The 19767-nt window shown below is 54.8% G+C and carries 15 protein-coding genes; all 15 read right to left on the reverse strand.

Translation table 11 applies throughout. The features are described from left to right. Nucleotides 1–11 precede the first annotated feature (11 nt). The 15 genes from secA to ftsI all read right to left on the reverse strand — a co-directional run bounded on the left by secA (nt 12) and on the right by ftsI (nt 19756). Nucleotides 12–2717, reverse strand: a complete 2706-nt coding sequence (gene secA / locus IB214_RS20195) for a preprotein translocase subunit SecA (protein ID WP_115259454.1) — start codon at nt 2715–2717, stop codon at nt 12–14. 60 nt (nt 2718–2777) lie between these two features. After that, nucleotides 2778–3284 carry a secA translation cis-regulator SecM gene (gene secM, locus IB214_RS20200; protein WP_115259455.1) on the reverse strand — a complete coding sequence of 169 codons (507 nt, stop codon included), beginning with the start codon at nt 3282–3284 and terminating at the stop codon, nt 2778–2780. Nucleotides 3285–3565: 281 nt separating this feature from the next. After that, nucleotides 3566–4483: a UDP-3-O-acyl-N-acetylglucosamine deacetylase gene (lpxC, locus tag IB214_RS20205; protein WP_045439825.1), complete on the reverse strand. Its 918-nt coding sequence runs from the start codon at nt 4481–4483 to the stop codon at nt 3566–3568. Between the two features lie 100 nt (nt 4484–4583). Beyond that, nucleotides 4584–5735 (reverse strand): cell division protein FtsZ, encoded by a 1152-nt coding sequence (gene ftsZ, locus IB214_RS20210; RefSeq protein WP_003018753.1) that lies wholly within the window; start codon nt 5733–5735, stop codon nt 4584–4586. A 185-nt stretch (nt 5736–5920) separates the two neighbouring features. Further along, nucleotides 5921–7183: a cell division protein FtsA gene (ftsA, locus tag IB214_RS20215; protein ID WP_003018755.1), complete on the reverse strand. Its 1263-nt coding sequence runs from the start codon at nt 7181–7183 to the stop codon at nt 5921–5923. Continuing rightward, complete coding sequence (ftsQ, locus tag IB214_RS20220; protein WP_096758299.1) at nt 7180–8016, reverse strand: cell division protein FtsQ; 837 nt, start codon at nt 8014–8016, stop codon at nt 7180–7182. The genes ftsA and ftsQ overlap by 4 nt, the downstream gene beginning before the upstream one ends. Before the next feature lies 1 nt (nt 8017). Then, the gene (locus tag IB214_RS20225; protein WP_117342314.1) at nt 8018–8938 is read right to left on the reverse strand and encodes a D-alanine--D-alanine ligase; all 921 of its coding nucleotides are present in this window, start codon (nt 8936–8938) and stop codon (nt 8018–8020) included. Beyond that, nucleotides 8931–10406 (reverse strand): UDP-N-acetylmuramate--L-alanine ligase, encoded by a 1476-nt coding sequence (gene murC, locus IB214_RS20230; protein WP_115259457.1) that lies wholly within the window; start codon nt 10404–10406, stop codon nt 8931–8933. Before murC ends, IB214_RS20225 begins: the two co-directional genes overlap by 8 nt. A gap of 51 nt (nt 10407–10457) precedes the next feature. Beyond that, the gene (murG, locus tag IB214_RS20235; RefSeq protein ID WP_115259458.1) at nt 10458–11525 is read right to left on the reverse strand and encodes an undecaprenyldiphospho-muramoylpentapeptide beta-N-acetylglucosaminyltransferase; all 1068 of its coding nucleotides are present in this window, start codon (nt 11523–11525) and stop codon (nt 10458–10460) included. Continuing rightward, nucleotides 11522–12766, reverse strand: coding sequence for a cell division protein FtsW (ftsW, locus tag IB214_RS20240; protein WP_096758303.1), 1245 nt, complete (start codon nt 12764–12766; stop codon nt 11522–11524). The genes murG and ftsW overlap by 4 nt, the downstream gene beginning before the upstream one ends. After that, a complete protein-coding gene (gene murD / locus IB214_RS20245; protein ID WP_115259459.1) occupies nt 12766–14082 on the reverse strand; it encodes a UDP-N-acetylmuramoyl-L-alanine--D-glutamate ligase in 1317 nt (438 codons plus the stop codon). The genes ftsW and murD overlap by 1 nt, the downstream gene beginning before the upstream one ends. Before the next feature lie 2 nt (nt 14083–14084). Beyond that, nucleotides 14085–15167 (reverse strand): phospho-N-acetylmuramoyl-pentapeptide-transferase, encoded by a 1083-nt coding sequence (mraY, locus tag IB214_RS20250; RefSeq protein ID WP_096758305.1) that lies wholly within the window; start codon nt 15165–15167, stop codon nt 14085–14087. Continuing rightward, complete coding sequence (murF, locus tag IB214_RS20255) at nt 15161–16519, reverse strand: UDP-N-acetylmuramoyl-tripeptide--D-alanyl-D-alanine ligase (protein WP_117342315.1); 1359 nt, start codon at nt 16517–16519, stop codon at nt 15161–15163. The genes mraY and murF overlap by 7 nt, the downstream gene beginning before the upstream one ends. Continuing rightward, a complete protein-coding gene (gene murE, locus IB214_RS20260) occupies nt 16516–18003 on the reverse strand; it encodes a UDP-N-acetylmuramoyl-L-alanyl-D-glutamate--2,6-diaminopimelate ligase (protein ID WP_117342316.1) in 1488 nt (495 codons plus the stop codon). Before murE ends, murF begins: the two co-directional genes overlap by 4 nt. Further along, nucleotides 17990–19756: a peptidoglycan glycosyltransferase FtsI gene (gene ftsI, locus IB214_RS20265; protein ID WP_096758308.1), complete on the reverse strand. Its 1767-nt coding sequence runs from the start codon at nt 19754–19756 to the stop codon at nt 17990–17992. The genes murE and ftsI overlap by 14 nt, the downstream gene beginning before the upstream one ends. Between the last annotated feature and the right edge of the window lie 11 nt (nt 19757–19767).

Genomic DNA, 19767 nt, shown 5'->3' on the forward strand with positions numbered 1-19767 from the left:
GAGTTATTTGCTTAGCTCAATCGACCATGGCACTGCTTGAATTTTTTACCGGAACCGCAAGGGCACGGATCGTTACGACCGACTTTACGATCGCCGGTCTGCGCAGCAAGTTCTTCTGCTACAGCAGATTCATCATCTTTGTGGCTCAGTTGCTGCATCTGCGCTAAACGCTCAGCATCTTCGCGACGCTGCTGCTCCATTGCTTCGACTTCTTCAGGCATACGCACCTGAACTTTGCTCAGAGTACTGATCACTTCATATTTCAGCGACTCCAGCATCGATGCAAACATAGAGAAGGATTCACGCTTGTATTCCTGCTTCGGATCTTTCTGCGCATAACCACGCAGGTGAATACCCTGACGCAGGTAGTCCATTGCTGCCAGGTGCTCTTTCCACAGGGAATCGAGGGTTTGCAGCATCACGCCTTTTTCGAAGTGGCGCATCATTTCTGCGCCCACAACCTCTTCTTTACGCTGATACACTTCAATGGCGTTAGCCAGAATACGTTCACGCAGCGTCTCTTCATGCAGCTCAGGTTCTTTATCCAGCCACTCTGAAATCGGCATCTCGAGGTCGAAATCGTTTTTCAAACGTTCCTGCAGGCCCGGAATATCCCACATTTCTTCCAGCGACTGAGGCGGAATATAAGCATCAATAGTAGCTTTGAAGACGTCTTCACGGATGCTGTTGATAGTTTCGCTAACGTCAGTCACATCCAGCAGTTCGTTACGCTGGGTGTAGATGGCGCGACGCTGATCGTTGGCAACATCATCGTATTCCAGCAGCTGTTTACGAATATCGAAGTTGCGGCTTTCTACTTTACGCTGCGCGTTGGCGATGGCTTTGGTTACCCACGGGTGCTCGATCGCTTCGCCCGGTTTCATACCCAGTTTACGCATCATTCCTGACACACGGTCAGAGGCAAAAATACGCATCAACGCATCTTCCATCGACAGGTAGAAACGAGAAGAACCCGCATCCCCCTGACGGCCAGAACGACCACGCAGCTGGTTATCGATACGACGAGATTCGTGACGTTCGGTACCAATGATGTGTAAACCACCGGAGGCTAATACCGCGTCGTGACGCACCTGCCAGTCGGCTTTAATCTGCGCGATTTGCTCTTCGGTCGGGTTCTCCAGCTCGGCAACTTCTGCCTGCCAGCTCCCGCCCAGCACGATATCCGTACCACGACCCGCCATGTTGGTGGCGATGGTCACGGCTGACGGATAACCCGCCTGTGCAACGATCGCCGCTTCGTTGGCGTGGAACTTGGCATTCAGCACGTTGTGCTTAATACCGGCTTTGGTTAGCTCGTTAGAAACCACTTCAGATTTTTCGATGGAGATAGTCCCCACCAGCACCGGCTGACCGTTAGCGGTACGCTCTTTAATATCTTCAATAATAGCCTGAATTTTTTCCGCTTCAGTCATGTACACCAGATCCGGTAAATCCTTACGGATCATCGGACGGTTGGTCGGCACGACAACGGTATCCAGTTTGTAGATAGAGCTGAACTCAAACGCTTCGGTATCCGCTGTACCGGTCATACCGGCCAGTTTTTCGTACAAACGGAAGTAGTTCTGGAAGGTGATGGATGCCAGCGTCTGGTTTTCATTCTGGATATCCACGCCTTCTTTCGCTTCAACGGCCTGGTGCAGACCATCGGACCAGCGACGGCCCTGCATGGTACGTCCGGTGTGTTCGTCGACAATGATAACTTCGCCGTCTTTCACAATGTAATCAACATCGCGAGTAAACAGGACGTGCGCGCGCAGCGCAGCGGTTACGTGATGCATCAGCATAATGTTGCCCGGAGAGTACAGTGACTCGCCTTCATCCATGATGCCTTCATTCACCAGCAGTTCTTCGATCAGTACCAGACCTCGTTCGGTCAGGTTCACCTGACGCGCCTTCTCATCGACAGAGAAGTGGCCTTCGCCCTGGAAGGTGTCAGAATCGTCTTTCTCCTGACGCACCAGATGCGGGATGATTTTGTTCACTTTTTTATACATTTCCGAGCTGTCTTCAGCCGGGCCGGAAATGATCAGCGGCGTACGCGCTTCATCGATCAGGATGGAGTCAACTTCATCCACCAGCGCATAGTGCAGTTTACGTTGAACGCGCTCTTCCGGGCTAAACGCCATGTTGTCGCGCAGGTAGTCAAAACCGTATTCGTTGTTGGTACCGTAGGTGATATCGGCGGCATAGGCTTCACGCTTAGCAGGCGCGGGCAGGCCAGACATGTTGATCCCTACGGTCATACCGAGGAATTCGAACAGTGGGCGGTTATTCTCGGCATCACGCTGTGCCAGATAGTCGTTGACGGTCACCACGTGTACGCCTTTACCGCTTAACGCGTTCAGGTATGCCGGCAGCGTCGCGGTCAGCGTTTTACCTTCACCGGTACGCATCTCAGCGATGCAGCGCTCGTTGAGTACCATGCCGCCCAGCAGCTGCACGTCGAAGTGGCGCATACCAAATACGCGTTTACTCGCTTCACGTACCACCGCGAATGCTTCAGGGATCAGGCTCTCAACGGTCGCGCCTTTTTCCAGACGCGCGCGGAACTCAGCGGTCTTCGCTTTCAGTTCATCATCGGAGAGTTTTTCCATCTCCGGTTCCATGGCATTGATGACGTTGACCACTTTGCGCATACGACGCAGTGTACGTTCGTTACGACTACCGAATACTTTCGTTAATAATTTGATTAGCATAATAAAATCTCAAACGCCCCGCAGCGCGGAGTCAAAAATTATAGTTGGAAGGTTCTTTTTTTAGCTGAGGCGTTGAGGACCGGCACGGATCCCCTGCAGCTGGCTTATCCAGACAGGAACGCTAAACGCGGCTTGAGAAGTAAAATGGGCATACGTCACGCGACTTACGGTCGCCGGCGGGTTGCCTTCCTGCGTCAGCATCGCGCTGAGCGTATTCAGTAAAGCAAGATGATGTGCCTGATTCGGCAATGGATCTTCGGCAACGGGTAACGCCTGAGGAGCCATGGCAAAAGAAAGGTGGCGGATAACCGTACGAATAGCATGCTGATGCCAGTAATCGACGGTAAAATTCGGGCGACGATTGCTCGCCTCCAGCAACGCCAATTGGCTAAAGTTGACCTTAGCTGATTGATCGTGATTACGGGTGGTCGCCTTGGCGGGGGTATTCGGTTCAGCGGCATTACCGATCGCGGGCAGGCCAAAACTCGCCGCGACCATCCCCAATAAGAGATGCGGCCAGAAGTACCGTCTGCCTAACTGTCGCCAGCGCGTCAGTATTCCACTCACGTTTTTGCCACCTGATATACCCTGCATTTGGGGTTATAAATTCAAAACGATTTTTGCGCACGGATCTTATCATTAAAGCGACCGCTCCACAGCAGTAATGACAACCCGCCATGGGAAAATATGCTCAACAAAGCAGCGATCGCACACTATTTTAACGTTACGGCAGGGAAAAGTTTGCGTTGAGAAAGGCTGCGTTAGTGAGTATATAAAAAAAACGACTGGCTTACCTGGCCGGAGAGAGTACCAGATTTACCAGTCGAATTTTGCGACAACGGGTGTCGTTACGCCAGTACGGTCGAAGGTGCTTTGAACGCCAGCGGCAGTTCTGCATCGTCCTGGAAGGTCACAAATTCCCAAGCTTCCTGTTTTGCCAGGACAGCCTGCAACAATTTATTATTCAATGCATGACCGGATTTATACGCGGTGAATGCACCAATAATGTTGTGACCACACATGAACAAGTCACCAATCGCGTCGAGCATTTTGTGACGAACGAATTCATCTTCAAAACGCAGGCCGTCTTCGTTCAATACGCGATAATCGTCAACAACGATGGCACAATCGAAGCTACCGCCCAGGCACAGGCCACGGGACTGCAGATATTCGATATCACGCATGAAGCCGAAAGTACGCGCACGGCTAATCTGGCGCATAAACGCATCCGCAGAGAAGTTCATCGCATAGCGCTGGGTGCTGGAATCAATCGCCGGATGGTTAAAGTCGATGGTAAAGTCCAACGAGAAACCATTGTACGGTTTGAATTCAGCCCACTTGTCGCCATCTTCGACACGAACGGTCTCTTTGATGCGTACAAATTTTTTGGCGCAGTTCAGTTCTTCAATACCTGCGTCAAGCAGCAGGTAAACGAACGGAGCAGCACTGCCATCCATGATCGGGATTTCCGGGGCATTAACCTCAATAACGATGTTATCGATGCCTAAGCCCGCCAGAGCAGCGTTGAGGTGCTCAACGGTTGAAATCCGTACATCATGCTCATTGACCAGACACGTACAGAGCATGGTATCACGCACAGATTTGGCATCGGCCGGGAAATCTACCGGAGGATTCAAGTCGGTGCGACGATAGATGACCCCGGTGTTGGCCGGCGCAGGGCGTAATGTCAGGGTGACTTTTTTGCCGGTATGCAAACCGACGCCAGTCGCCTGAACGATACGTTTAAGAGTCCTTTGTTTGATCATCGTATAATCTCGCCAAATTACCTATCCAACCGAAGTGTACTATACATTCGGTGGGCCAGTTTAGCACAAAGAGGCACAATTCCCAAATTCCAGCTAATTCTTAATCAGCTTGCTTACGCAGGAATGCGGGGATATCCAGATAATCCGGCTCTTTGGTGGTCTGCGGCGTATTGTCGTTGACCACTTTTGCTACCGGTTTCTGCTCTTGCGTCAACGGCGCCATACCGTGCTGCTGGTAACGATCCATTACCGGCTGCTGTACCTGCTTGTTGGTCACCAGAGTGATTTCCGGACGCTTGTCCATACCAATTCCAGTGGCCACCACGGTGACGCGCAGTTCGTCGTTCATATCCGGGTCCAGAGAGGTACCGATAACCACGGTCGCGTTATCCGAAGCAAATGCACGGATGGTGTTGCCGACGGTTTCGAACTCATCCAGACGCAGGTCGAAGCCCGCAGTGATGTTGACCAGCACGCCGCGTGCGCCAGACAGATCGATGTCTTCCAGCAGCGGAGAAGAGATCGCCATTTCAGCGGCTTCTTCTGCACGGTCTTCACCGCTCGCCACGCCAGATCCCATCATCGCGTAGCCCATTTCGGACATCACGGTGCGTACGTCTGCAAAGTCAACGTTCATCAGACCCGGACGGGTGATCAGCTCAGCGATACCCTGAACCGCGCCTTTCAGCACGTCGTTCGCTGCGCCAAACGCGTCCAGCAGTGAAATACCGCGACCCAATACTTTCAGCAGTTTGTCGTTCGGGATAGTGATCAGAGAGTCCACATGTTTGGACAGCTCGGTGATACCCTGCTCCGCGAATGCCATACGCTTCTTGCCTTCAAAGTTGAAAGGCTTAGTCACGACAGCAACGGTCAGAATACCTAAATCTTTTGCTACTTCAGCAACCACTGGCGCTGCACCGGTACCGGTACCGCCACCCATGCCTGCTGCGATGAACACCATGTCTGCGCCGTCAAGCGCTGCACGCAGAGCTTCACGATCTTCATCAGCCGCATTGCGACCGACTTCCGGGTTTGCACCCGCGCCCAGACCTTTGGTAATACCGCTACCAATCTGAATGGTCTGTCCAACCGCAGTCTTACGCAACGCCTGAGCGTCGGTATTCACCGCGAAGAATTCAACACCTTCGATGCGCTCGCGCACCATGTGTTCAACGGCATTACCGCCGCCGCCACCGACGCCGATGACTTTAATCACCGCGTCGTTGGTTAGTTCCATAGGTTCAAACATAGTTTCTCTCTCCGTTTTACACTTCATCCTTCAAGCCGCCTCTTTGTTGGCTGCCTTCACTCACTCCCGTCACATAGTAAACTATGCTCCAGGTGATTCGCTCAGTTGCCGCCGCGATGCAACTTGAATGATGTTGTGTATGTGCCTGTCGCCTGAGACCGTAATTGTTGCCGGTCTCATAAAAATTAAAACTCTTTTCGCAGCCAACTGTTGAGTCGTTTGATCCACGATCCAACCGATGCTGTTACACGTTTTTCAACTTCAGCCTCACCACTCAAATGGGATTCTTTCCCGTAGTGAAGCAACCCCACTGCCGTTGAATAATACGGCTCTTGGGCATAATCTGTCAGACCGGTAATGTTCAGCGGTGCACCAATTCGCACCTGCGTGTGGAACACGCGTTGAGCGCAGGCCGCAAGGCCTTCAATTTGTGCCGCACCACCGGTTAATACAATCCCCGCCGCCAGATGATGTTTCACACCCTGCTGGCGAAGCTGTTCCTGTAATTGCAAAATCTCTTCGTTGACCAGGTTGAGCAGCTCGGTATAACGCGGCTCAATCACCTCTGCCAGGGTCTGACGCTGCAGACTGCGCGGCGGACGACCGCCCACGCTTGGCACCTCAACGCTTTCATCTTTACCGACGATAGATCCCAGCGCGCAGCCATGGCGCACTTTGATGGCTTCGGCATCGCTCGGCGGCGTACCAAAGGCATACGCGATATCGCTGGTTACCACATTCCCTGCGTAAGGGATCACTTTGGTGTGGCGCAACGCGCCGCCAGTATAAACGGCGATATCCATTGTACCACCACCAATATCGACTACGCAGACACCCAGCTCACGTTCGTCTTCCGTCAAGACAGAATAACTGGCTGCCAACCCGGCAAATATGAGTTGGTCAACTTTCAGGCCACAACGTTCAACAGCTTTAACAATATTCTTCGCCATGTCGTTGTGGCAGGTAATCAGATGCACTTTAGCCTGCATGCGTACGCCGGAAAGCCCTACCGGATTTTTAATGCCTTCCTGGTAGTCAATGGCGTATTCCTGCGGAATGACATGCAGAACACGATGCTCATCGCGTACGCGTACGGATTTCGCCGTATGCACCACGTTCTCTACGTCTTCCTGTGTCACTTCCTCTTCGGAAATGGGCACCATACCAATTTCATTCTGACAGCTAATATGTTTACCAGAAAGCGCCAGATACACCGAGGAAATCTGGCAATCCGCCATCAGTTCAGCCTGGTCAATGGCGCGCTGTACGCATTTCACCACTGACTCAAGGTCATTCACCCCGCCTTTATCCATACCTCGCGATGGGCAACTGCCCACGCCAATGATATTGACCATACCGTCGGGCAGAACTTCCCCTACTAAAGCGGCTACCTTCGCGGTGCCTATCTCCAGTCCAACTACCAGTTTTCTGTCCGTCGCCTTGATCATTGTTGTTCTGCCTGTGCCTGATTCTGTTGCTGATTAGATTCCTCAGGAGGCAAGGGAACCCAGCCTACTGCCGCTCCTGAGTCATAACGCAAATCAACGTAGCTAATCCTTTTGCCATCGGTTTGCGCCTGCTGCTGTAAAACCGGGTAGAGTTCCACAAAGCGAGCCAAACGTTTTATCGTATCGCCCCTGCCCAGATTCAGCTTAATATCGTTATTCAGCGTCAACTGCCAGGAACGACGCGCGGTCATTGCCGCTTCCTTCAGGGTGAATCTGTCCTTAGCCAGCACCTGCCCCATATCGCGGAACCCTTGCAGCACTTCACTTGCGCTACCTTCCGGGCCATACAACATCGGTAATACCTGCTTGTTGGAGCGACCCGTCGGTATGCTGAACGTATTTCCGTCTGCATCGACCATATGCTGATCATTCCAACGCGCTATTGGCACATATTCAACCAGATGAATCTTCAATTCATCAGGCCATTGCTTCCTGACGCTCGCCTGTTTAATCCATGGCAGGCGTTCAATCTGACTCTGGATGATGTTGACATCCTGAGTCATAAAGGTTCCTGGTGCGCCCAGCGCCAGGATGGACTGACGAATATCATCGTTGCGCGTGTAGTGACGCTCGCCGGTCAAAACCAGTTTTGACAACGGCAAACGCTGCGCATCTTCCATCCATCCCAACACTACCCAGCCGCTGACAAACACGGTGCACAGCACTGTCAGCAGGAAAATAATTCCTGCAAGACGCGTTCCATTGTTGCGGCGTGAGGAGAGAGCTTCTTCTTCATCATCACCGTTTCGCGTGTTCAGCGCAGCCTGCGACATATCAGTCCGCCAACTCCAAAATTCGTACCACCAACTGCGAGAAGCTCAGGCCCGCCTGACGTGCCGCCATCGGCACCAGGCTGTGGCTGGTCATACCCGGAGAGGTATTCGCTTCCAGCAGATAAAACTGGTCATCACTGTCCAGCATGACGTCAATGCGACCCCACCCCTTACAGCCCAGCGCGGTCCATGCTTTCAGGACTAATGCCTGTAAAGCAGCCTCTTGTTCAACTTCCAGACCAGCAGGGCAGAAATATTGTGTCTCATCAGACAGATACTTCGCCTCATAATCATAGAAGGTTCCGGCCGGTTGGATACGTATTGACGGTAAAATTTCTTCGCCAAGTATTGCAACGGTAAATTCCGGGCCACTCAGCCATTTTTCAATCAGTACTTCTTCATCATGCTGAAAAGCCAATGCTAATGCAGCCTGCAAAGCATTTTCTTCTTCAACTTTTGACATCCCAACGCTGGAGCCTTCGCGGCTTGGCTTCACAATCAGCGGCAAGCCTAACGCAGAAATCTGCGTAACCACTTCATCGCTAAGCCCTTTTTCAAACTCAGCGCGGGTCAACGCCACCCATGGTGCAACAGGTAGCCCTGCCCCCTGCCACAGCAGCTTGCTGCGCAGTTTATCCATTGAGATAGCGGAAGCCATCACACCACTCCCGGTATAGGGCAAGCCTATCAACTCCAGCATGCCCTGCAAGGTACCATCTTCCCCACCACGGCCGTGCAGTGCAATAAACACCTTCTGAAAACCCATTGATTTCAGAAGCGTGACATCGACCTCTTTTGGGTCAACCGGGTGCGCATCCACGCCGCCTTCGCGTAAACCGGCTAGCACCGCTGCGCCTGAATTCAACGACACTTCTCGTTCTGCGGAGGTTCCGCCCAACAGGACCGCGATTTTATCAGCCATGTTGCTCTTCCTCCGGGTTTTGCGGCTTCAGTTTGATTTCAGCTAAGGAACGCGCGATTTTGCCGATATTTCCAGCGCCCTGCACCAAAATCAGATCGTTACCCGTTAACACCGATGCCAGCATTTCAGCCACCTGTGCCGGATCGGACACCAGGATCGGGTCAACCTTGCCACGGCCACGAATGGTACGGCACAGCGAACGGCTGTCAGCCCCCGGGATCGGCGTTTCACCTGCGGCATACACGTCCAGCATCAACAGCGCGTCAACCTGTGTCAGGACGTTAGCAAAGTCATCGTACAGATCGCGGGTACGCGTATAGCGGTGCGGCTGGAACAGCATCACCAGATTTTTGTCCGGCCAGCCCGCACGTGCGGCTTTGATCGTGGCATCCACTTCCGTCGGGTGATGCCCGTAGTCATCCACCAACATTGCGCTACCGGCTTTACCGTTGACGGGCTCCAGCGGGAATTCACCAAGGAAGTCAAAACGACGCCCAGTACCCTGGAAACTTTCCAGCGCGCGCAGAATAGCGTCGTCCTCAATACCCTCTTCGGTCGCTACCGCAACCGCGGCTGCCGCGTTCAGCGCATTGTGACGGCCTGGCGCATTTAACGTAACGCGCAGATCGGCCATCCCCTGACGCAACAGCGTAAAGTGACCCTGCGGGCCAATCTGCTGGTAATCTTCTATGCGTACGTCAGCATCATCGCTGAAACCATAGGTTGTAGTCTGACGACCGACGCGCGGTAACAATTCACGGATCACCGGATCGTCAACGCACATCACTGCACGACCATAAAACGGCAGGTTATGCAGGAAATTAATAAACGTCTGCTTTAAATTTTCGAAGTCGCCCTGGTAGGTATCCATGTGGTCAGCTTCGATATTGGTGACAATCGCCACCATCGGCTGCAAATGCAGGAACGACGCATCGCTCTCATCCGCTTCCGCAATTAAATAACGGCTATGGCCTAAGCGCGCATGTACGCCCGCCGCCTTCACCAGCCCACCGTTGACAAACGTCGGATCCAGCCCTGCTTCTGCGTAAATGCTGGAGACCATCGCGGTGGTCGTGGTTTTACCGTGCGTCCCGGCAATGGCGATACCATGACGAAAACGCATTAACTCAGCCAGCATCTCTGCGCGACGAATCACCGGAATACGCGCTTCATGCGCCGCCACAATTTCCGGGTTATCCGCAGAAATGGCGCTGGACACCACCACCACGCTCGCATCACGCACGTTTTCCGGGCGATGGTTGAAGAAAATCGTCGCGCCCAGATTACTCAGCTGTTGCGTGACCGGATTCGGCGCTAAGTCAGAACCGCTGATCTGATACCCTTCATTGGCCAAAACTTCGGCAATACCACCCATACCAGCACCACCGATGCCGACAAAGTGAATGTGCCGAACGCGACGCATTTCGGGCACGATGGAACGCAGTTTTGCCAATTGTTGTGTATTCATTCTTTAGCCATTAACTTCTCAGTTCATGCGATGCAAAAGGCATCGCCACAATTACGCCCGGGCAGCCCGGCTCACTGCATTTGCAACCCATTCGGTGGAATTCGGTATGGATGCATTACGAGCACGTTCTGCCATGGTTAATAAGGTTTCTCGCGACCACCCTTCAAGGGTGCTGGCGACGGCATCCACAGTAAACTGCGGCTGCTCTAAAATTTTGGCGGCGCCCGCTTTTTCCAGCGGCAACGCATTCCAGTACTGCTGTCGGTCTTTATGCTGGAACGGCACAAAAATCGCTGGCAGGCCCGCTGCTGCGATCTCGCTCACCGTTAGCGCGCCGGAGCGACAAACCACCACATCTGCCCACGCATAGGCTGCGGCCATATCATCAATAAATTCGGTGACCTTATGCTGCGGCTGTCCGGCATCAACATAGGCCTGTTCCACGGTCTGCTGTGCGCCTTTACCGCTCTGATGCCAGATAGTCACCGCGTCGCCAAGCTTTGCAGCAACCTGCGGCAGCGTTTGGTTCAGCACGCGCGCGCCCTGAGACCCCCCGACCACCAGCACGCGAACCGGACCTTCACGTCCAGCCAGGCGTTCTTCAGGTAATGGCAGCGCCAGCACATCGGTACGTACCGGGTTGCCCACCACTTCCGCATCCGGGAAGGCGCCGGGAAATGCCTGCATCACCGTCGTGGCAATCTTTGACAGCCATTTATTGGTTAAGCCTGCGATGCCGTTCTGCTCGTGCAGCACGACCGGAATGCCTAACGACCAGGCCGCCAGACCACCGGGGCCCGAGACATAACCGCCCATCCCCAGCACCACGTCAGGCTTAAACTGCTTCATGATGGCGCGAGCCTGGCGCCAGGCGTTAAAAATACGCACGGGTGCGGCCAGCAGTGCGTTGAGGCCCTTGCCACGCAAACCGGAGATACGAATAAAATCAATGTCAATGCCATGCTTCGGCACTAAGTCCGCTTCCATACGATCGGCGGTGCCCAGCCAACGAACCTGCCAGCCCTGGGCCATTAAATGGTGCGCAACCGCCAGTCCCGGGAACACATGCCCACCGGTACCGCCTGCCATCACCATTAACCGCTTCGGTTGACCACTCATCGTGCACCTCGTGTAAACGCCTGTGCTTTTTCCAGACGCGTTTCATAATCAATACGTAACAAAAACATGATGGCCGTCGACATGATCAACAGACTTGAACCACCATAACTAATCAGCGGCAGCGTCAGACCTTTCGTGGGCAGCATACCTGCCGCAGCCCCAACGTTAACCAGCGCCTGAAAACTAAACCAAACCCCAATCGAGCAGGCTAAAAAGCCAGAAAAACGGTGGTCAATTTCCAGCGCTTTACGGCCAATCGACATCGCGCGAAAAGCGACGAAGAATACCATTAAAAGTGCCAGTACCACACCGATATAACCCAGTTCTTCCCCAATAATGGCGAAGATAAAGTCAGTGTGCGCTTCCGGCAAATACTCCAGTTTTTGTACCGAATTCCCCAGCCCCTGCCCCCAAATCTCACCACGACCAAAGGCCATCAGGGATTGCGTCAGCTGGTAGCCGCTACCAAACGGATCCTCCCAGGGGTTCCAGAAAGAGGTTACGCGACGGATACGATACGGTTCGGCGAGGATCAGCAGCACCACCGCCGAGATCCCCATGCCGATGATGGCGATGAACTGCCACAATTTTGCACCGGCCAGAAACAGCATCGCCAGCGTGGTAACAAACAGCACCACCACAGTACCGAGGTCAGGCTGCGCCAGCAGTAGCACCGCCAGCACCAGGATCACGCCCATCGGTTTTAAGAAGCCGCGCAGGTTGTTACGCACCTCATCCACCTTACGTACCAGGTAGTTGGCGAGATAACAGAACAGCGACAGCTTGGTAAATTCCGCCGGCTGAATACGCAGCGGGCCCAGTGCAATCCAACGCGATGCCCCGTTAACCGAGCTGCCTACCACCAGTACGATCAGCAACATGATGATCGAGGCGATCAACATGGTGGTGCTGTACTTTTGCCAGAATTCCATCGGCAGACGTAGCGTGACCATCGCCAGACAGAACGCCAGGAAGATATACAGCGCATCACGTTTGGCGAACAGGAAAGGATCGCCCGCCAGACGTTGCCCAACGGGCATTGACGCCGATGTCACCATCACAAAACCAATCGCTGCCAGACCAAACGTCAGCCACAGCAACATGCGGTCATACATGATCAGGCTGTCCGCGTCTTTATCACGCGACGCCATCACCCAGCCTTTAAGCGCCGCGAAGATCCACGCCAGGACACCCAATCCCGGTATGCGCGGCATTCTCAGACGAGGGAGAGATAAACGCATCAACCCAACTCCTTCGCCAGGCGGGTAAAGACATCGCCACGCTGCTCAAAGTTTTTAAACTGGTCGAGGCTGGCGCAGGCCGGCGACAGCAACACCATATCGCCCGGTTTAACGCGCGGCGCGAGCAGACGCATCGCCTGCTCCATGGTTTCAGTTTGCTCGGCAACGTCTGGTCGCAGAGCGGCAAGCTGCGCCCCATCGCGACCAAAACAGTAAAGACGAATACGATCGCCAACCAGATAACGACTGAGCGGAGAAAAATCAGCGGATTTCCCGTCCCCGCCCAGCAGCAGATGCAGCGTGCCGTCAACGTGCAGGCCATTCAGCGCCGCTTCAGTACTGCCGACGTTGGTGGCTTTAGAATCGTTAATCCAGCGTACGCCGTTATGTTCCAGCACAACCTGAAAACGATGCGCCAGTCCGGTAAAGGTGGTTAGCGCTTTCAGGCTGGATGCCCGCGGCAGGCCCGCAGCATCCGCCAGCGCCAGCGCTGCCAGAGCGTTGGTATAGTTATGCTGACCGGAAAGCGTCATCTCTTTCACGTTCAGCACTTTTTCGCCCTTCACGCGCAGCCAGGTTTCGCCCTGCTGACGATTCAGGTGATAGTCACCCATATTGATGCCAAAGCTCACGCAGCGTTCATCAGCTCCGCGAACCGGCATCGTCAGCGCATCGTCGGCGTTAACCACACACACTTTCGCGTTCTCATAGACGCGCAGTTTCGCTGCACGGTACTGCTGCAACCCAAACGGGTAGCGATCCATATGATCTTCAGTCACGTTCAGAATAGTGGCCGCCACAGCCTGCAGGCTGGAGGTGGTTTCCAGTTGGAAGCTGGATAGCTCCAGAACGTACAGCTCGCGTTCAGCATCCAGCAGCATCAACGCAGGCAAACCAATATTACCGCCGACGCCGACATTCACCCCGGCCGCTTTCGCCATTTCACCGACCAGCGTGGTGACGGTGCTTTTACCGTTAGAACCGGTAATCGCCACGATCGGTGCCTGCGCTTCGCGACAGAACAGCTCAATGTCACCCACAATTTCAATACCAGCATCAGCGGCCGCGCTCAGCGCTGGATGCGCCAGGGCAATACCTGGGCTGGCGACGATGAGATCGGCGGCCAGCAGCCAGTCATCATTCAGGCTGCCAACATGGCGCTCAACCGCTTCCGGTAATTTATCCAGCCCCGGTGGCGTCGTGCGGGTATCCATCACCCGCGGCGTAACGCCACGCGCGAGGAAAAAATCCACGCAGGACAGCCCAGTCAGCCCCAGACCGATAATGACGATTTTTTTACCCTGGTAATCAGCCATGATTAACGTACCTTCAGCGTTGCCAGGCCAATCAGCACCAGCATCAGCGAAATAATCCAGAAGCGCACGATCACGCGCGGCTCCGGCCAGCCTTTCAATTCATAGTGGTGGTGGATCGGCGCCATACGGAAGATGCGCTGTCCGCGCAGCTTGAAGGAGCCAACCTGCAGAATCACCGACAGGGTTTCCACCACAAACACACCGCCCATAATCACCAGCAGGAATTCCTGGCGCAACAGCACGGCAATAATGCCCAGTGCGCCACCCAGTGCCAGCGAACCGACGTCGCCCATAAAGACCTGCGCCGGATAAGTGTTAAACCACAGGAAGCCTAATCCTGCCCCGACAATCGCCGTGCAGACGATCACCAACTCCCCCGCATGGCGTAAATACGGAATATGCAGATAGTTGGCAAAGTTCATGTTCCCGGTCGCCCACGCCACCAGCGCAAAGCCAGCAGCAACAAACACGGTCGGCATAATAGCCAGGCCATCAAGGCCGTCGGTCAGGTTGACCGCATTGCCGGTACCGACAATCACGAAGTAGGCCAGCAGAACGTAGAACAGGCCCAACTGCGGCATGACGTCTTTAAAGAACGGCACGACCAGCTGCGTGGCGGGCGTATCTTTGCCCACCAGATACAGCGCGAAGGCCACGCCTAATGCAATCACCGACATCCAGAAGTACTTCCAGCGGGCGATCAGGCCTTTGGTGTCTTTACGCACCACTTTGCGGTAGTCATCGACAAAACCGATAATGCCGTAACCCACCAGCACCACCAGTACGCACCAGACGTAAGGGTTAGACGGGTAGGCCCACAGCAGAACGGAGATAACAATCGCGGTGAGGATCATAATGCCGCCCATGGTCGGCGTACCGCGCTTGCTGAAATGCGATTCTGGGCCGTCGTTACGCACAACCTGACCAAAAGACATTTTTTGCAGGCGGGCGATCATGCGCGGGCCCATCCACAACGAGATGAACAGCGCGGTCAGCAGGCTGACGATGGCGCGAAACGTCAGATAAGAGAAGACGTTAAAGCCGGAATAATATTTGACCAAATGTTCGGCCAGCCAAACTAACATGTTGCATTCTCCTGTAATGCGCGTACTACCTCTTCCATAGCGGCACTACGTGAACCTTTCACTAAAATCGTCATCACCTGATGCTCGGCAATCAATGTCTTAAGATGCGCGGCCAGCGCGGGTTTATCCGCAAAATGTTCGCCAACACCGCTGGCATCGCTGATTGCCTGACTCAGTTTCCCTGTACTCAATACGCGGTCGATACCCGCCGCCTTCGCAGCCTCTCCTACCTGTATGTGACAGGCTTCGCTTTCCGCGCCAAGTTCTGCCATATCGCCCACCACCAGCACGCGATAGCCCGGCATTTCAGACAACACCTGTACCGCGGCGGTCATCGAACCGACGTTGGCGTTATAGGAGTCATCCAGCAGCAACTGATTCTCGGCAAGCGGGATAGGGAACAGGCGTCCCGGCACTGCGTGTAAATCTTTCAGGCCGGTTTTAATCGCCTCATGCGTCGCGCCAACCGCCATGGAGAGCGCGGTGGCAGCCAGGGCATTGGCAATGTTGTGACGCCCCGGTAACGGCAGCAAAACATCAATGCTGCCCGTCGGCGTGTGCAGCGTAAACTCAGTGCCGTGTGACGTAACATGAATGTTGGTAGCAGAAAAGTCGCTGTTGGCCGCATTCGGCGAGAAGCGCCAGACGGTGCGATCGCCAATAATGCTCTGCCAGTTCAGCCAGTCGTTGTTATCGGCATTCATAATGGCGATACCGTTTTCCGCCAGGCCGGTAAAGATTTCGCCTTTTGCTTTGGCGACACCCGCCAGAGAACCAAACCCTTCCAGGTGAGCCGCCGCCAGGTTATTCACCAGCGCCGCTTCCGGTCGAGTTAATCCGACGGTCCAGGCAATCTCGCCCTGGTGGTTGGCACCAAGCTCAATCACCGCATAGTCATAATCGTTGTTCAGTCGCAGCAGCGTCATTGGTACGCCGATGTCGTTGTTCAGATTGCCCGCAGTGTATAACGTGTTCCCACACTGGCTGAGAATCGCGGCTGTCATCTCTTTGACAGAGGTTTTACCGGATGAACCGGTCAGTGCCACCACGCGGGCCGGAACCTGAGCGCGCACCCACGCCGCCAGCTCACCAAACGCCAGGCGTGTGTCCTTCACAATCACCTGCGGCAGAGAAACATCCAGCGGGCGACTGACCAGCAGCGCTCCCGCCCCGTTCTCCTTCGCCGTTTCGGCAAAATCATGGGCATCGAAGCGTTCGCCTTTCAGCGCTACAAACAGGCAACCCGACGTGACTTTACGCGTATCGGTGGTCACCGCATCAAGGGTCAGATCGCCCCCTTTCAGTTCGCCACCGAGGATCTCCGCCAACTGGCTGAGCGTTACGCTAATCATGCGATCACCCCCAGCAAACGAGCGGCCGTCACGCGGTCAGAATAGTCGAGGCGATGCGCGCCGACGATCTGGTAATCTTCGTGGCCTTTACCGGCCACCAGCACAACGTCGTTTTCTTTCGCCTGCATAATGGCGTTGGTGACCGCTTCAGCACGACCTTCCATCACCTTCGCGTGCCCGGCATCCAGCATACCTGCCAGAATGTCGTTAATGATGGCGCGCGGCTCTTCAGTGCGCGGGTTGTCATCAGTGACCACCACAATATCCGCGAACTCTTCCGCGATGGCGCCCATCAGCGGACGCTTGCCTTTGTCACGATCGCCGCCGCAGCCAAAGACGCACCACAGCTTACCGGTGCAGTGCAGACGTGCCGCCTGCAGCGCTTTTTCCAGCGCATCCGGCGTGTGGGCATAATCCACCACCACCGTTGTTTTGCCCGGCGCACTGAACACTTCCATACGCCCGCAAACTGGCTGCAGACGTGCCGCCGTTTTCAGTAAATCCGCTAACGGGTACCCTAATGCCAGCAGCGTTGCCAGTGCCAGCAGCAGATTACTGACGTTGAAGGCGCCCATCAGGCGGCTTTCAATTTCACCGTCACCCCAGGACGAGGTAAAGCGGATCGTCGCGCCGCTGTCGTGATAATTCACCTCAACCGCTTTCAGCCAACGACCGTGGCAGTTCGGGTTAATATGGTCTTCCATCGAAACGGCGACCGCATCCGGCAATTTTGCCAGCCAGCGACGGCCGACTTCATCATCTGCATTGACGATGGCCTGACCGCAATGGTGCGTGGAGTACAGCAGCCACTTCGCGGCTTCGTAATGTTCCATATCGCCGTGATAGTCGAGATGGTCACGGCTTAAGTTGGTAAATACCGACGCGGCAAACTTCAACGCTGCCACGCGATGCTGAACCAGACCGTGGGATGACACTTCCATCGCGCCTAACGTGGCCCCCTGCTCAACCAGCCCCGCCAGCACATGCTGGACGTCAACGGCTGAACCGGTGGTATTTTCGGTCGGGATCACTTTGCCCAGCAGGCCATTGCCAACGGTCCCCATTACGGCGCTGGTTTCGCCCAACAGCTGGCTCCACTGCGCCAGCAGTTGGGTGGTCGTGGTTTTCCCGTTGGTGCCGGTGACCCCCACCAGACGCATAGTGTCAGAAGGCTCGTGGTAAAAGCGGCCCGCCAGTGCTGATAAACGTTCGTTAAGCTGGCTCAGATAGATAACCGGTACGCCGTGCATTTCACGGATTTCACCGTCGGTTGCCTCATCTTTTGCCTCTGCAATAATGGCAGCCACACCTTGCGCTATCGCCTGCGGGATATATCGACGCCCGTCCGCCTGATGACCTACCACTGCCACAAAGAGATCGCCCGATGCAGCCACACGGCTGTCGAGCGTCATCTCCCGCAGTGCTCGCTCCGGTGCACCCGGCACCCATGGAGCAAGAAGGTCGCGCAAATTACGATCTGCCACCTGTCGCCTCGCCTTGATTATTCACAAAATCACTTTTATCGCTCGTTGTCAGCGCATCCGGCTCGATGTTCATGGTGCGCAGTACGCCGCCCATGATGGCACCGAAGACCGGCGCGGAAACGGCGCCACCGTAGTATTTACCCGCCTGCGGATCGTTGATAACAACCACCAGCGCGAAGCGCGGCTGACTCGCAGGCGCAACGCCTGCGGTATAAGCAATGTATTTGTTGATGTAGCGACCATCCGGCCCTACTTTTTTCGCCGTACCGGTTTTAATGGCGATGCGATAGCCTTTAATCGCCGCCTTCACGCCGCCGCCGCCGGGCAGCGCCACGCTTTCCATCATATGAACGACGGTACGTACGGTAGATTCCGGGAAGATACGCTCGCCCGGAACAGGAGGATCAACTTTGGTAATCGACAGCGGGCGATAAACGCCATAGCTGCCGATCGTTGCGTAGACTCGCGCTAACTGTAACGGGGTTACCATTAGCCCATAGCCGAAAGAGAAGGTGGCCCTCTCTATGTCAGACCACCGTTGTTTTTGAGGATATAAGCCACTGCGTTCTCCGACCAACCCCAAATTGGTCGCTTTTCCCAGCCCAAAACGTGAGTAAGTATCTACTAACGCTGAGGACGGCATCGCTAACGCCAGTTTGGAAACACCGACGTTACTCGACTTCTGTAGTACCCCGGTCAGGGTCAATTCGCTATAACGCGCCACGTCTTTGATTTCGTGGCCATTAATTCGATAGGGAATGGTGTTCAGCACGGTGTTTTCACGCACTACGCCGCGCTGCAGTGCCGTCATCACCACCATCGGTTTAACCGTTGAGCCCGGTTCAAATACGTCAGTGATGGTACGGTTACGCATGACATCTTTTTGCGTACCGGAGAGATTGTTTGGGTTGTAGGATGGGCTATTCGCCATCGCCAGCACTTCGCCGGTGTTGACGTCTACCAACACGGCGCTACCTGATTCCGCTTTGTTAAACGCGACGGCGTTGTTCAGTTCGCGATAGACCAGTGCCTGCAAGCGCTCATCAATACTCAGCGCCAGGTTATGTGCCGCCTGACTGTCTGTTGAAGAAATATCTTCAATCACGCGGCCATAGCGGTCTTTACGCACCACGCGCTCGCCCGGCTGACCGGTGAGCCATTTATCAAAACTCTTCTCAACGCCTTCAATGCCCTGGCTGTCGACGTTGGTAAAACCGATGAGGTGAGCGGTCACTTCCCCGGAAGGATAGTAACGGCGGGATTCTTCGCGCAGATGAATCCCCGGCAGCTTGAGTTTTTTGATGTAGTCGGCCATGTCAGGGTTGACCTGGCGTGCGAGGTAGATAAAACGCCCTTTCGGGTTGGCATTGATGCGAGAAGCCAGTTGGTCGAGCGGGATGTTCAGCGCAGTCGACAGCGCTCGCCAGCGTTCGCCAACGCTTACGCCACCCGCATCATGCACTTCTTTCGGATCGGCCCAGATGGCCTTCACCGGCACGCTCACCGCCAGCGGACGGCCGGAACGGTCGGTAATCATGCCACGTGACGTGGAGACTTCCTGGACGCGCAAGGAGCGCATGTCGCCCTGACGCACCAGCATGTCAGGCGCAATAATTTGCAGCCACGCAACGCGTCCCAGCAGGAAGCACAGCGCCAGCAAAATACAGCCGCACAGTAACGCAAAACGCCAACTGATAAAGTTGGCTTGTTCTTCCTGGCGTTTTGGTTTGAGCGTCTTTGCCGCTGCTTTCATGCGTCGCGTTT

It is taken from the genome of Citrobacter sp. C1 (assembly GCF_014596895.2).
Classification (GTDB): domain Bacteria; phylum Pseudomonadota; class Gammaproteobacteria; order Enterobacterales; family Enterobacteriaceae; genus Citrobacter; species Citrobacter gillenii.